Raw genomic sequence first — 13,880 nt, forward strand, 5'->3', positions numbered from 1 at the left:
CGTGTTCGGAGTCTGGGTGGTTCTCCAGCCACTCCACACTGGCGGAGACCGCTTCAGTGGGCCACCCTGGCTCTAGGCCAAAGCGGCGGACAAGGCCCAACAAGGCGGCCCGGACGTGTTCGGAGTCTGGGTGGTTCTCCAGCCACTCCACACTGGCGGAGACCGCTTCAGTGGGCCACCCTGGCTCTAGGCCAAAGCGGCGGACAAGGCTCAACAAGGCGGCCCGGACGTGTTCGGAGTCTGGGTGGTTCTCCAGCCACTCCACACTCGAGCCTACGACGTCAAGCATGGGCACTCCAGGCGCAAAACCTATGCGCTTAACCACCGATAGCAGGCTTGCCCACATATATTCGTTACCGAAGTCATTGCGGAGCCAGGTGAACACATTAATAAAATGTTCATCTCCTCTCAGGTTCGGCAATCTACGAATTTTGGGAAGATTGTCTAAAACCAGTGACCGAATGGCGGTCTCTTCTGGATGAGACGCAAACCATTCATCGATGATGTCAGAAATTAGACTTCCCGTAGTCCTGAACTGGCCGGAGGAGATGCCCGTCAAGCGTGGAAGAATCGCAATAAATCCCGCTATAATATCCCCATTATCAGTACCTCGCCGGATCCAATCATCAACTCGGTCGACTACTGAGCGATGTTCCTGCTCCGTTAGGGATCGCGCTTGGAGTCTATACCAACGAATGAGCGCTAACCGCGCCTCAGATGATGACTCATCATTGTCCATCCATTCAAGCATCCGCTCTAACCGAAGCTTGATTTCATTCACGTGATTGTCTAATAGCCATGTCATTAGACATCCCGGCATGGACCATGATGTATCGCCGTCTAAGCTAGTCCATAGCCTTTCCACGACGGCATGTCGGTGACTCTTCGTTCTCAGCAATTCCATTGCTGCCAATGGGTCGCTTGAAAGGTCTGCCTTCCGGATAAGAACTGGAATGTCGACCTTGGTGAGATGCTCCGCCTCCTGGCTACCGCGGCGTGCCATCCGCATCAATTGTATCGCCGCGAGCCATGCGTGTGAATCACCTGATTTTAGTCGGTTTCTCAGAGACTGTCGAAACTTTTGAACCACATCCGGTTGGTTTATAAGTTCCGCTGTGAGCCGGCAGAGAACGGGTGTAGGAATTTCAGAAGACGTCCAGAGCTTTATTAGGTCTGATGCGAACTTATGATCTTCTAAATCGGTCGAGCGCGCTCTTGCGGATAGAATAAATTGCGCGAAGATTTCGGCGGCATGGGCTGGCTTGTATGACACGGGGAGTATCCAGCTCCCAGGCGAGATGCCCCTTGCTGGGCGTGACTCCCATGCGAGCTGCGCCAATCGTGAATGCAGAGTAGCGATCCCTTTTTCCGAAGAATCGCCGGTACCAGTGGACAGCAACTGAAAGAGATTCCATCCTTCTGCCCATTTAAGTTGCGCCAGTTCCTCCGCGTAGTCATTTCGGGACGACTCTGGGCCTGCTTCGACGAGTGCATCGTGTAAAAGTGACTCCGGGCACGCTATATCGTGCCGATGAAGGAACGAGCAGATAAGAAACGCTCGAAAAGGCCACCGCACCTCGCTAGAGCGAACCTTGTTAGATATTTTCTCACCATCGTTGAGTGTTAGCCATATGCGCTTGATTATCTCATCGAATGGTTTCCCCGCCGCCTTCTCCATTGCGAGAACCAAGAACTCGGCCTCTTCTGTGCTCGCTTCTTCGCAGGAATTTCCAGGTTGATCGTAGGCGGTTTTTATTGATGCGCGCTCCGCTGTAGTAAGTGGATTCAACGAAAAGCTTTCTAAGTGGACACGTTTACCGGATATCTTCGTGGCATATGTGTCATAGAGATACGTTGGTGAGGCGCCAACGACGGCAATGTTGCTATAAACGGGTTGTCCAATTTCTTCCAGAAACTTTCCCCACCCAGAACCCGAGAAAAAGGGATCGTCCATCACTAATAGAACTGGCTTGCCTGTTCGTGACAAATGATCCATGTACTTCACGTAGTGCTCAACATTGCGTTCGCTAACGGCTCCTTGGTTCAGGCCAAAATCGACAGCTAAAGATTTTCCTGAACCAACCAAAATGCTCACTGCTCGGCGAACAAGTGTGCTCTTTCCATCCCCGGGTGCGCCGACAACAAATAGTCCACGTATGCCAGAATCGTTTCCATGCTGGAGAGGTTTAAGTAGGCTCTGATCGATGCGATCGATTAGTTCACCTAACTGCTCACGCTCTATATACTTGATGTCACGGTCTGGCCCATGTACTACGTCCCCCCATGTTGGTGGACGGGCAACATAAATACGTTTCGGTTTATTTCTCTGCTCTTCGAGAAAAGCTTGATTTATCACTCTGAAGGGGAATTTCGCTTCCCCGAGTGGCGCGTGAGTAAGTAGAGCGATTCGAGTATCGGCTTGCTCTATTACAGCGTAAAAATCTTTGGCAAAAGTATTTTCCCGAAGTAGGCCGCGCAGTGCGCTAATAGCCTCCGCTTGCCTAAGGGGATCTACCAACCGTTCTGCAAGGAGCAAGTCTAAACCTCTACGCTCAGCAAAATAAAGCCTACCAGAAAAGGATGAATCTACTTGCTCGCCTGGTACGTATAGCAGCTGCGTTCGACCAATTAGCTCCCGAACAATTTTCTCGACTCCGTAATCAATACATTGGTCCTTCCATAACGTCCGGTCGCTCTGTGGCGACGAATCCGCCTCAATTTCTTCCTGTGCCTTGCGGATAACTTTGTCAACTAAGTCCCTCTCCAGGGAATCGAAATTTTTATGCCTTGCAAAATAGGCGTCACTGGTTACTACTCGAAATCGAACACTGGAAGCTTTTTGTTGATCAGCCCACAGCAATTTTGGAATGAATGAAATGACAACTTTGGCCAGCTTGTCCTTGTCCGTTAAAGAAGTGTGCTTGCACTGCGTAAATAGCGCTGTATCGTCATCGCACAGCTCATCGACATCCTCAGCCCAGTCATACCTCAGTATGCGAGGTACATCACTTATGCCTAAAACCGGACGATCAGCTTCCAAGCTAGCCAAACGGGCAACCGCATATGCCATTTGGTAGTCGAATCCTCCGCTTGACTTTCTTCCTTGCTGCGTAGCTTTAAGCTTACGAAGTTGATCATCTGGCACGGGGAACTGAAGCACAGGGATTTGAGACCTTTCGCCGTAAGTTGCTATAGGTGGCTGCGATAAAAATACAGTCAGTATACTCCTTATGTGTATTCTGTCGAGTCTTTATGGATGCGAGTGCCTTGCCGTTGCTCAGCGCCTCTTTGGGCGAGTGACTCGTTCAGCTGGTGACGCTTGTATGAGCTGCGCAAACATCTACAGAGGTTGAATGGATTTCATGGTGCCGATCAGGCCGGTGTGAGCGACGAAGGCGTCCAGGGAGTGGTGCATGGAAGCTTGGTATCACGCCCGGCGGGCCGGCGAGCTGCAGGCGTTGCGGTCGAAGGGACCGAGCGGGTCGCCCTGCCGGTTGAACAAGGAACAGGCAACACGCCTAGAGCACACGTTGGACGCCGGGCCAGGGCTGAAGATCAGCGGTGGGCGCTGACGCGAGTCACGGCGCTGATCGAGGAGTTGTTTGCCGTCGGAGTACGGTGCCACCGACTACCGTGGCCCCTATGCTGGCGACTAATAGCTTGTACGACCTACCCGCTGCACAGATCGACTATCGGGCGGTCCGGGACTTCTTGCTGGCTGCCGAGCAAGCCGACCTCCTTACCGAGTCGACCACTCTGGAGCTCAAGCAGAAGCGCAGCGGCAACAACGTGGCCGAGGCAGTTGCGGCTCTCAGCAACACCGACGGTGGTCTAGTGCTCGTGGGAGTCTCTGAAGAGGAGACGGGCGAGGCTCGATTCAAGGGCATCAGCCAGCGGGACTTCGAAGGACTTATGGCTCACCTGCGTGACCTCGTGCCGCGGGCTCTGCCGGAGGCAATCCCAGTACGGATTCCGTACACGGACAAACTCGTCGCAGTGCTCCGTATCGATGCGGACGCTGTTCTTCATCCGGTTCTGGTCAAGGGGACAACCCTCTACAGGATCCCAGGTCACAATGTTCCGGCTGACCGGCAACGCGTGCTTGATCTAGTCGCGCGTGATCAAACAGGACTTGTGGGGACGCAGATACCGGCTGGAGCAATCAGGTTTCCACCTCCTCTCGCGGGAAGCGCGTCCGACTTCCCGCTGTGGCCGGACGAACACACCACCCTGGTGACCGTTCGTTTCAAGGGAGAAGTTCTGCTGCCACAACGAATCCTCGAACGCCCCTGGCTGGGAAGTGTTGCCAAGGAAGCGGCCCTCGATGCTCTAAACCGTTCCCCCATCCCCGACAAGGTCTGGGGAATGGCGCCGCCGCCGCAGCAACTGCAATCCTCAGCATGGCAGATCACGGAGGCCAGGGCGACGTCGTTCAAGATGCGTGCTCCTCTTCAGGGAACCGTTAAGAGCGCGAGCGAGATGCCGGCGAGTGCGTCCGCGTTCTTGAGCCTTGCCGGCCGAACCTTGTCAATCATTCTGGGGATGCGCTGCTATCTGAAGCAGCACGAGGTTATTCCGCTCGGCCTGCAAGACCTCTACCAGTGTGTACTGGCCGAGTTGCTGTCCATTTCGAGCGCGTGTGACGCTGTGTCAACCGCGATCGGTGCGGCGGAGCCGAGCGAACTGCAGGCATGGGAGGGCTGGCTTCAGCCTCAGAGCGACTTGCGTGTACCAAGCGTCCTTAACATCAACGACTACCCCAGGGACGGGACCGAGCAACCGATCGGCGGCTGGTTCCCACCCGCACGGCCACGAGGCCGCAGCGTCGCAGATCTTGACGCCATGGCTCGCGATTGGATTACCGTCCTGCTGCTAGAGATGGGGCTACGTGACTTCGAGAAGTGGCTGAGCAGCATCGCGCTTCCGGAGTGGGCACAGCATATGCGCTTCCAATAAGCGGGGATCGGAAGCCAACGCGCTGGTCAGCCATCTCATTGGGTGGCAAGGGCCGACGAAGTGGTCCATGGCAGCCGAGCGCCCGGCCGGAGAAGCCGGTGCCGAAGTGAGCGATCGTCACGGTCTGAGCCAACACAGGGCGCAGCCTCAAGATCAAAGGAATAGAATGATGTCATGCTCAAACGATTCCTTTACCTGGATGAACCCAAACTAGCTGATTACGTAAGCGCCCTAGAAGGAGGGCTCCGCAATTCTCGTGAGCTTAAAAGTGTGCGGGGCGGAAAGAAAGACGCTGGCATCGACGCTAAGGTCGCGAGGGGTAGCATTGAGCATTCCGAGCAGAGTGAGGAGACGGTCTCACTTACGGATACTTCTCACGCACGTTTCGAGCGTCTCCTGGAGCTCGCCACTGCCGCCCCTGACGCAAGTGGCTGGATTGAAATCCTAGATGCAGAAGAAGGTCTTAAGGATGCTGGCTTCGGTGCCATGATAAGCGTCGAATGCGACGCATATGTACCAGACATTATCAAGGCTTTAACTCCCCAGGGGGGACTAGCCGAGGCATTAGGTCAGGTGGAAGCCTTTCTTCCATACGCCGAGACATTCGAGCTTGATGTATCTGGGATGCCCTCGAAGAAAGAAATCGATGCCGTGAAGGGCGTCTCTCAACTGCTCGGGGGAAAGCTTGTCGTAGTCGGTGAGCTTGACGACTCAGAGTGGCGCATTGCCGGACAACTAGATCCGTCTCACATCCGGGATTCAGATATCGAGGGGCGAGTCATAATAATAGGAAAGATAATGAAGAAGTGGGAGGCGGAGAAGTGGAAACCTCTTCTGGCCCTCCCGGGAAGCTCTCTCCTCCCCCGAAATCAGCGCCGCGTGCTGGAGCGGACGCGTCCAGAAGCAGGCCAAGAAGACCAGTACCTAGAGGGCCCTGCAGTCATGATCGAAGTTCTTGCCATCTACAGGTGATCCATCTCAAACTCTGCCTTATCGACCTTAGACGTCCCAAGCTCACGTTCGCTGCGGCGGCGGAGTGGCCGGGCGGGATCGGCCTGGAGAGGCTGCACGCCGCCTATCGGGCGGTGGCTTGGTGACATGGAGAATTTCCATCCAGCGGGATGCGTCGTTATATGTCCTGCTCCGGGCCATGCTTGACAGGTGTCGCTGGTGGTCGCTCTGAAGCAGTCAACCAAGGAGCTCGGGACGGCGAGCGGTTAGGGCGCGGCGGGCGGTCATATAACGTTCGTGGAACTCCTCGGCGAGAGCTTCGCGACGATAGCGCTGTCGGATGACGCGGTCCAGATCTGAGGCGCGGTTGACGAGGTCGGTGAGAGATTTGCGGTCGATGTCGAACGCTGTCATTCCCTGCTCTACGGCGGCGTCGAGATCGCCGCGTCGGGCATGAATGATGCCGAGGTCGATGTGTGCGTCGGCGACGCGCATAGGTGCGTTGGAGGTGCCGTCGGGGCGGGTGTGCATTTGGATCGTCTCCAGAGCGTGTTCTTCGGCGCGGTCGTTATCTTCGAGCCAGGTGTATGCCGTGGCGGCGTAGAAGACCCACTTGGCGTTGTCGAACACGAAGTGATGGTCAGGATTTCCGGGTAGGGGAAGCTTGGCGAGCGCGTCGGCTCCTCGGGTGAGGGCCTTGTCCGCTTCGCGGCGGTCGCCGATGCGGGCCAGTCCGCGGGCCTCTTGCAGGGTGAGCTGAACCTGAGCGCTGGATTGGCCGGCGACGGCCTGACCCATGCGGGCGGAGGTGACGACATCCTCGTAGCGGCCCTCGACCAGAGCGAACCACGCGGACATCTCGTGTGCCCAACCCATGAGTTCGCCGTGTCCGACCTGGCGGCCCATCTCGTAAGCGGCGCGGCGGGCGGTCTCGGCCTCCTCGCGCTCTCCCAGGTCGTAGTGAACGCACCCGAGTAAGGCCGTCAGCCATCCGGTGATGACGAGGAGTTCGCGGTGCTGGGCGAGGGTGATTCGTCCACCGAGTAGACCGTTGACCTGAGCGAGACGCTTCTGGGTCCGGTCGCGCAACGTGGCGGCTGAGACGACGGGGTAGGCGCGGCAGAGCAGATCGACGGCCTCGGCGAGTGCTTCGAGCGTGCCGGTTCCGACGTCGGACGCCTGGAGCTGCTGGGCGAGTTCCATGGTGCCGTACAGGTCGGCTTCGGCTCGCAGCGCGTCCATGGGGATGATGCTGGTGGCCTCGATGAGCTGGCCGGCCCCACGTCTGTTCGGCCGGAATCCCAGGTCTTCGGGTTGAAGTCCGGTCAACTGGGTGATGGCGAGCCGGTACGGAGAATGGGGCCACCTGACCTCTCCGGCCTCCCAACGTCGAATGCGCTCCTCATCGCACGCCAGGGACTCCTTGACGCCGACAGGTGTCGTGTTGATCCGGTGGGCCAGTTCGGCACGCGTCAGGCGGTGCTCGTTGCGCCAAGCCCGGAGTTGGACGTTGGGGATGTTGTCGGGCATCTGGGGCCTTCCTCCCGGCTGGGGGCTCAAGAGGGGGATTCAGGGGGCCGTTTGGGGGTCCTGCCGTTCTCGAATTGCCGGTGGACTTGCGATCAAGCAACACGGTACGTCAGCCCGCTTTCCGCCGCAGGGAACGCGGATCAAATTCGAGGAGATGGCGACGGTGACCCGGCCAGAGGAGACCAGCTAGACACGCCCCTGCCCCATATGCCGGGGACATGGAACCAAGCTGCGCAGCTCGCGCCGTGCCCTTCGCGTCGGCGAGAGCGGTGGTGATCCCGAGACGCAGGGAGAACAGGAATGTCTCGACTGCCTCGCAACCGGCCGGGTCGAAAGGAACGTGAGATGAATCCGATCATGCAGACCGCTGCGGCCTGCCTTCAGCAGGAACGCCAGCAGAACGAGGCGCATGCCCTCACCCGGCTGCGGAACGCGTTGCTGCGGCTCGACGTGCGGGCCGAACTGCGTGACAACGACAGTGCGCTGATGATCCCCCGTCCACAGGTCGGCCTGCCGGTGTGGGTGTTCGTCGGCTACGGCGGTGCCTTCTACTCCTGGCAGTCGGCCGAGAAGCGCCACCCGATCAGCGACGTGGCGGGCGCTGCCCAAGTTCTGGCCGACTACGTCGGTCGATAGGCGGGCGCGGCGGGGTGGTGTTCTTCGGTGCGGAGGGCACCGAAGAGCGTTACCGCCGTCCCGTCGCGCCTGATCACGTCCCGGCAGGCAGCAGAGTCGGCGTGCGCGGCCCCACCCGTGTAACCGCGGCGCCCTTCTTCCCTTTCTCCGCCTGCCGGGACCTTTCTGCTCTCGTTCCCCTTGCCTTCCGGTGACGTGACAGGCGGGGGAGGCCAGGTCACGCTCTGACTTGGTCAAACAACTTGTCGGGTGATGGACGGTCGTAATGGCCCTGGAGTCCGTGCCTCCGAAGTACGCCCAGCTTGTTCAGGCACTTCAACGGCGCATCGAGTCGGGGGACTACCCTCCGGGTTCACTCCTGCCCAGTGAGAACCAGCTCATCAACGAGTTCGGTGTCTCCCGGCCTACCGTCGTCGCCGCACTGCGCGTGTTACGCGAACAGGACTGGATCGACTCCCAGCAGGGCAAGGGCCGCTTCGTGCGCGGTCGTCCGGCAATGACCTCGATGGAACAGCCCCGCCCCGGACAGGCGTACCTGACCGGTCCCGAAAGTGCCTCCGACGGTCCCGCCGTCCGCTGCTGTGCTCAATGCAGTAAGCGGACGGTGCCGGCGTGCAGGACGGTGGAGTCGGGCCGCTCTAACTGCTCCCGATGAACAGCAAGACGATCATCAGGGAGAGAATCGCCCCGAAGCCGAACAGCCAGGGGGCGTTTTTTCGGTTGGTCTGCCATGCGACAACACTCGCTGCCACGGGTGCCCCTACCATCACGATTCCGGCAGCTGTCATTAATCCTGCGACTCGTTCGTGGTCGATGAAGGGGCGGTCCCAAGCGGCTGCGATCCCCTTGGCGAACAGGTACGGAGGGCCCAGTAACCAGACCAGGGCCAGGACGACCAAGAGGGTGCCGCTCCAGGCTCGCGACTTCGGGGCCTCTGACTCCATGATCTGGATTCTCGCTCGGATCCACGAGATGAGCATGAGCGCGGTAGCCAAGTGACATCGAGTCGTTGCCGCTTCGTGGCCGCCTTCCAAGACGAACACCCTTAGGCGCTTGACCTACCAAGCGTGCTCTTTTGTTTTCAAGACACTTAATAGGTTAAGTGAATGTCAGTTGACAGCGGTAGTGTCATCATGGCCCTGCAAGGACCCATCCCCGTCACCTTCGCCCAGGTCTTCCCGCACGGCTGCTACGTGGTCGGGGAGGTCGAGGCGGTCAAGGATTTCGACGCTTCCACCAACGGCCGGTTCGTCCAGTCCCGCGACAAGACCACTGGAGAACTCATCTGGCAGGTCGCGGTCATGGACGCCGACCCGACCGTCAAGCCCGGACAGAAGACCGTGGCCGTCAAGATCCTCTCCCCGGTCCAGCCCGCTCCGCCGGCCCTCATGCCGGACCTGCCCTTTCCTCGGCGCGAAGGGCGCGATGCTGCGGCGGCCGGCCTTCAGCCGGATCTGGGCCAAGGCTCTGAAGCAGGCGAACCTCTCCGGCGTCCACTTCCACGATCTTCGTCATACGGGCAACACGTTCGCCTCGCAGTCGGGTGCGACGCTGCGGGAGCTGATGAACCGGATGGGGCACTCGACCACGCGGGCCGCGCTGATCTATCTGCGCACCGAGAACGGGCGGGATCAGATGATCGCCGACGGCATGGGAAAGCTCGCCGAGGCCGCTCTCAAGAAAGAAGATCCACCGGCATCGGGCACGTAACGGGCACGGAAGATCGAAAGCGCTCCGGAAACAACTAAGGCCCCGGTTCGGATTCGCATCCTGACCTGGGCCTTCGCTCTTGGAGCGGGTGACGGGAATCGAACCCGCGCTGTCAGCTTGGGAAGCTGATGTTCTGCCATTGAACTACACCCGCGTGCGGCGTGCCGCGAGTCACCACTCTAGCGGAAAGTTGGGCGACTCTCGTCCCTCCCGGGAGCAAGATTCATACGTTCCCTCCGAAGGCGGGTTTCACGGCTCCGCCGTTGCCGGGTTCCCCTCCTGGAGGCGAGCTTCACGGCTCCGCCGTTGGTAGGTTCCACACGTGCTGCTTTCCGATCGTGACATCGCCGCTCAGATCGAGGCCGGAAGGGTCAGGATCGACCCCTTCCAGCCGGAGATGATCCAGCCGTCCAGCGTTGATGTACGCCTGGACCGCTACTTCAGAGTCTTCGAGAACCACCGGTACCCCCACATCGATCCGGCGGTCGAGCAGCCCGATCTGACGCGGATGGTCGAGCCGGACAAGGATGAGCCGTTCATCCTGCATCCGGGGGAGTTCGTGCTGGCGAGCACGTACGAGGTCGTCACGCTGCCGGACGACATCGCCTCGCGGCTGGAGGGCAAGAGCTCGCTGGGCAGGCTCGGGCTGCTGACGCACTCGACGGCCGGGTTCATCGACCCCGGGTTCAGCGGGCACGTCACGCTGGAGCTCTCCAACGTCGCGACGCTGCCGATCAAGCTCTGGCCCGGTATGAAGATCGGTCAGCTCTGCATGTTCGGGCTCAGCTCCCCGGCGGAGTATCCCTACGGTTCGGAGAAGTACGGATCGCGCTACCAGGGGCAGCGAGGGCCGACGCCGAGCCGTTCGTACCTCAACTTCCACCGGACCCCCATCTGATTTCCATGATCCTCGACGGGGGAGGGCGCGGACCCTCGTGAGGGGCCCGAACGCGGTTTAGTGGGGGGCCGTGATGGAAATCACCCTGAATGTTCGCGAAGGCCGCCGGTCTGTCCGACCATGGTGGATCTCGGGGAAACGTCGTGGAAGCGGGGGCTTCGGGGAGGAGCGCGGGCGACGCGCCGGACGGCGATCCGGGGGAGAGAGTCCCATACGTGACCTGGCTTCGGCATAATGTGGCCGAAAACTAGCAAAAACGGTCACCGGAAAGATGCTCGCAAGACTGCCTCAAGCCGTGTGTCGCCGGGTACCCGCCGGGTAACGACATCACGAAGAGTGCGTGTCTGGCAGGTGAAGTTCGCATTTCCGCTGGTAACCCGTACCCTTCTCTGCGGACCATCCCCGCACATCTGGAGAACGACGTGCGCCTGCGTCTCACACCTAGTGAGGACAGCTACTACGACTTGTTCGCCGACTCGGCGAACAACCTCGTCACAGCGTCCCGTCTGCTGGTAGAGATCATCAGTGACGGATCGGACCGGGAAGCCCTGGCCGAGAAGATGCGCGCATGTGAGCACGCCGGCGACGAGCGCACTCACGCGATCATGAATCGGCTCAACGAGAGCTTCATCACCCCCTTCGACCGCGAGGACATCTACCGCCTCGCCTCGAACCTCGACGACGTCATGGACTACATGGAGGCGGCGGCCGACCTGATCGTCCTGTACCAGATCGACCACCTCCCCAAGGAGGTCGTCCGGCAGGTCGAGGTCCTGGAGCGCGCCGCCGAGCTCACCGCCGAGGCCATGCCCCGGCTGCGCTCGATGAAGAACCTCAACGAGTACTGGATCGAGATCAACCGGCTGGAGAACCAGGCCGACCAGGTCTACCGCCGCCTTCTCGCCAAGCTCTTCGGCGGGGAGTACGACGCGTTGACCGTCCTCAAGATGAAGGAGGTCATCGATCAGCTCGAGATGGCCGCCGACGCCTTCGAGCACGTGGCCAACACGATCGAGTCGATCGCGGTCAAGGAAAGCTAAGTGGATCTCACGCTCGCACTCGTCATCGGCGTGGTGGTCGTGGCGCTGGTGTTCGACTACACCAACGGCTTCCACGACGCCGCGAACGCGATCGCGACCTCCGTCTCGACGCGCGCGCTGACGCCGAGGGCCGCGCTGTTCATGGCCGCGGCCATGAACTTCCTGGGTGCGCATCTCGGTACGCAGGTGGCGGCGACCGTCGGCAAGGGCATCATCGACGCCCCGCAGGGAAGCCACGGCCTCGTCATCGTCGGCTCGGGCCTGGTCGGCGCGATCACCTGGAACCTCGTCACGTGGTACTTCGGCCTTCCCTCCTCGAGCAGTCACGCGCTGATCGGCGGCCTGGTCGGCTCCGCGCTCGCCTCGGCGAGCACCGTTCACTGGGACGGGGTGCTGGAGAAGGTCGTCATCCCGATGATCCTGTCTCCGCTGATCGGCTTCAGCCTCGCCGGGCTGATCATGATCGGAATCCTGTGGGGGTTCCGGCGCTCCCAGCCCTCGAAGACCAACCGGGGCTTCCGCCACGCGCAGACCGTGTCCGCGGCGGCGATGGCGCTGGGCCACGGCCTTCAGGACGCGCAGAAGACCATGGGGGTCATCTTCCTGGCCCTCGTGGTCGGCGGCTACCAGAACGACGGTGACCCGATCCCCCAGTGGGTCATCCTCTCCGCCGCCACGGCCATCTCGCTCGGCACGTACGCGGGCGGCTGGCGGATCATGCGGACGCTCGGGCGCCGGATCATCGCGCTCGACCCTCCGCAGGGATTCGCCGCGGAGACGGCCGCGGCGACCGTGCTCTACACCGCGGCCATCGGCTTCGGCGCCCCCATCTCCACCACCCACACGATCACCAGCGCGATCATGGGCGTCGGCGCCACCAAGCGCCTGTCGGCCGTGCGCTGGGGCGTCGCGGGCAACATCGTGACCGCCTGGGTCCTCACGATCCCGGCCGCCGCGTTCGTCGCCGCGCTGTCCTACTTCGCGCTCCACTGGATGGTCGAGTAGTCCTCGGGTGACCGCGCCGGGCCGGGGGTGAACCCGGCCCGGCGCGCCCTGCTTTCAGGGTGCGTCCCTGCACCCGGCACGTCAGGCAGACGGCATCCGGGACGCCGGCGGAGGGCATCCGGGACGCTGGCGGAGGACGCCTGGAACGTCGGCCGAGGGCGCTCGGGACGTCGGCCGAGGACGCCCGGGACGTCACGCGGGGGACGTCCCTACTTCCGGTACATCACGTCGACGTCCCACCGGGTGAAGCCCAGCCTCTCGTACAGGCGGAGCGCCGCGGGGTTGTCCTCGTCCACGTACAGCATCACCTGGCTCAGGCCCCGCGACCGCAGGTACGTCAGGCCCGCGAGGGTGAGCGACCTGCCCAGGCCGCCGCCCTGCTCGGCGGGGTCGACGCCGACGACGTACACCTCGCCGAGGGGGTCGTGCGCGTGGTCGCCGTCACCGTGGACCTTGGTCCAGTGGAAGCCCACCAGCCGGTCGCCGTCCCCGGGACCGTCCGGTCGTACGGCGAGGAAGAATCCGGCCGGGTCGAACCAGGGCTCCCGCTCGCGCCGTTCCAGGTCCTCGATCGTCCACGCCCCCTGCTCGGGATGCCGGGCGAAGGCCTTGGCGTTGAGCGCCACCCACGCCTCCCGGTCGGAGGTGCCGGGCTCGAACGTGCGCAGCCGTACCCCTTCGGGAAGCTCGAAGCCGGGGATGTCGGCGGACAGGGAGCGGCGCATCCGCCACAGGGACCTGATCTTGTCGAATCCCGCCGACCGGGCGAGGGCCTCGGCGGCCGGATGCCCGCCGTGCGCCCACAGGCGCAGGTGCCCGCCGGTGCGGTCGAGCACCGCCTCCAGCAGTCGCCGCCCGTATCCCCTCCGGCGGAACGCCGGGTGGACGACCAGCTCCCCGCTGGGCCCCTCGACGGGGTCGGTCGGGTCGACGTGGGCGTAGCCCGCGAGGTCGTCCCCGGCGTACAGCAGCACGGCTCCGGCCCGTTCGTCGCCGCCGTAGCGCAGGTGCAGCATCACATGTTCGTTGAGCGGCCTGACCCCGTCGGCCTCCGTGGCCGCCTCCACCACCGCGAGGACCTCGGACACCTCTTGCTCACCGAGCGACCCCCGGTACTCCACACGCGCGTTCATGGTGTGGACTCTAAGCGGGCA

Annotated in this window: 12 protein-coding genes and 1 tRNA gene; 8 read left to right on the forward strand and 5 right to left on the reverse strand. The window is 61.4% G+C overall.

Annotated elements, in window-relative coordinates; translation table 11 throughout:
• Window positions 1–3,160, reverse strand: a 3,160-nt coding sequence (locus AB0F88_RS06440) for a hypothetical protein (RefSeq protein WP_362678131.1), incomplete at its 3' end; no start/stop codon positions are given.
• 482 nt (window positions 3,161–3,642) lie between these two features.
• Between AB0F88_RS06440 and AB0F88_RS06445 the strand changes: the two genes are divergently transcribed.
• Both AB0F88_RS06445 and AB0F88_RS06450 read left to right on the forward strand, forming a co-directional pair.
• Window positions 3,643–4,956, forward strand: coding sequence for an ATP-binding protein (locus tag AB0F88_RS06445; RefSeq protein WP_362678133.1), 1,314 nt, complete (start codon window positions 3,643–3,645; stop codon window positions 4,954–4,956).
• A gap of 174 nt (window positions 4,957–5,130) precedes the next feature.
• Window positions 5,131–5,928, forward strand: coding sequence for a hypothetical protein (locus AB0F88_RS06450; protein ID WP_362678135.1), 798 nt, complete (start codon window positions 5,131–5,133; stop codon window positions 5,926–5,928).
• A 216-nt stretch (window positions 5,929–6,144) separates the two neighbouring features.
• Here the strand turns inward: AB0F88_RS06450 and AB0F88_RS06455 are convergent, their stop codons facing one another.
• A complete protein-coding gene (locus AB0F88_RS06455) occupies window positions 6,145–7,437 on the reverse strand; it encodes a hypothetical protein (RefSeq protein ID WP_362678137.1) in 1,293 nt (430 codons plus the stop codon).
• A gap of 345 nt (window positions 7,438–7,782) precedes the next feature.
• On the opposite strand from AB0F88_RS06455, the gene AB0F88_RS06460 reads away from it, so the two are divergent.
• Window positions 7,783–8,073 (forward strand): hypothetical protein, encoded by a 291-nt coding sequence (locus AB0F88_RS06460; protein WP_362678139.1) that lies wholly within the window; start codon window positions 7,783–7,785, stop codon window positions 8,071–8,073.
• Between the two features lie 265 nt (window positions 8,074–8,338).
• The gene (locus tag AB0F88_RS06465) at window positions 8,339–8,728 is read left to right on the forward strand and encodes a winged helix-turn-helix domain-containing protein (RefSeq protein ID WP_362678141.1); all 390 of its coding nucleotides are present in this window, start codon (window positions 8,339–8,341) and stop codon (window positions 8,726–8,728) included.
• Here the strand turns inward: AB0F88_RS06465 and AB0F88_RS06470 are convergent.
• On the reverse strand, window positions 8,712–9,017 hold the full coding sequence (locus tag AB0F88_RS06470) for a hypothetical protein (RefSeq protein ID WP_362678143.1): 306 nt from the start codon (window positions 9,015–9,017) through the stop codon (window positions 8,712–8,714). The genes AB0F88_RS06465 and AB0F88_RS06470 overlap by 17 nt on opposite strands.
• A 481-nt stretch (window positions 9,018–9,498) precedes the next feature.
• On the opposite strand from AB0F88_RS06470, the gene AB0F88_RS06475 reads away from it, so the two are divergent.
• A complete protein-coding gene (locus AB0F88_RS06475) occupies window positions 9,499–9,783 on the forward strand; it encodes a tyrosine-type recombinase/integrase (protein WP_362678145.1) in 285 nt (94 codons plus the stop codon).
• An 80-nt stretch (window positions 9,784–9,863) separates the two neighbouring features.
• Here AB0F88_RS06475 and AB0F88_RS06480 read toward each other — a convergent pair.
• A tRNA-Gly gene (locus AB0F88_RS06480) sits at window positions 9,864–9,937 on the reverse strand.
• Window positions 9,938–10,105: 168 nt separating this feature from the next.
• Here AB0F88_RS06480 and dcd point away from each other — a divergent pair.
• The 3 genes from dcd (at window position 10,106) to AB0F88_RS06495 (ending at window position 12,726) form a co-directional block, all read left to right on the forward strand.
• Window positions 10,106–10,681, forward strand: a complete 576-nt coding sequence (gene dcd, locus AB0F88_RS06485; RefSeq protein ID WP_362678147.1) for a dCTP deaminase — start codon at window positions 10,106–10,108, stop codon at window positions 10,679–10,681.
• Between the two features lie 422 nt (window positions 10,682–11,103).
• Window positions 11,104–11,721, forward strand: a complete 618-nt coding sequence (locus AB0F88_RS06490) for a DUF47 family protein (protein ID WP_030924556.1) — start codon at window positions 11,104–11,106, stop codon at window positions 11,719–11,721.
• A complete protein-coding gene (locus AB0F88_RS06495) occupies window positions 11,722–12,726 on the forward strand; it encodes an inorganic phosphate transporter (protein WP_362678149.1) in 1,005 nt (334 codons plus the stop codon). It begins immediately after the preceding gene.
• A 209-nt stretch (window positions 12,727–12,935) separates the two neighbouring features.
• Here AB0F88_RS06495 and mshD read toward each other — a convergent pair whose 3' ends face one another.
• Window positions 12,936–13,859: a mycothiol synthase gene (mshD, locus tag AB0F88_RS06500; RefSeq protein WP_362678151.1), complete on the reverse strand. Its 924-nt coding sequence runs from the start codon at window positions 13,857–13,859 to the stop codon at window positions 12,936–12,938.
• Between the last annotated feature and the right edge of the window lie 21 nt (window positions 13,860–13,880).

The sequence above is a fragment of the Streptosporangium sp. NPDC023963 genome, from assembly GCF_040639135.1.
Classification (GTDB): Bacteria; Actinomycetota; Actinomycetes; order Streptosporangiales; family Streptosporangiaceae; genus Streptosporangium.

What these genes read in the sequence shown, in the direction of transcription:
- AB0F88_RS06455 (WP_362678137.1), bottom strand. Translation starts at nt 7,437, where the DNA reads ATGCCCGACAACATCCCCAACGTCCAACTCCGGGCTTGGCGCAACGAG.
- AB0F88_RS06465 (WP_362678141.1), top strand. Translation starts at nt 8,339, where the DNA reads ATGGCCCTGGAGTCCGTGCCTCCGAAGTACGCCCAGCTTGTTCAGGCA.
- AB0F88_RS06470 (WP_362678143.1), bottom strand. Translation starts at nt 9,017, where the DNA reads ATGGAGTCAGAGGCCCCGAAGTCGCGAGCCTGGAGCGGCACCCTCTTG.
- mshD (WP_362678151.1), bottom strand. Translation starts at nt 13,859, where the DNA reads ATGAACGCGCGTGTGGAGTACCGGGGGTCGCTCGGTGAGCAAGAGGTG.
- AB0F88_RS06445 (WP_362678133.1), top strand. Translation starts at nt 3,643, where the DNA reads ATGCTGGCGACTAATAGCTTGTACGACCTACCCGCTGCACAGATCGAC.
- AB0F88_RS06460 (WP_362678139.1), top strand. Translation starts at nt 7,783, where the DNA reads ATGAATCCGATCATGCAGACCGCTGCGGCCTGCCTTCAGCAGGAACGC.
- AB0F88_RS06450 (WP_362678135.1), top strand. Translation starts at nt 5,131, where the DNA reads ATGCTCAAACGATTCCTTTACCTGGATGAACCCAAACTAGCTGATTAC.
- AB0F88_RS06475 (WP_362678145.1), top strand. Translation starts at nt 9,499, where the DNA reads ATGCTGCGGCGGCCGGCCTTCAGCCGGATCTGGGCCAAGGCTCTGAAG.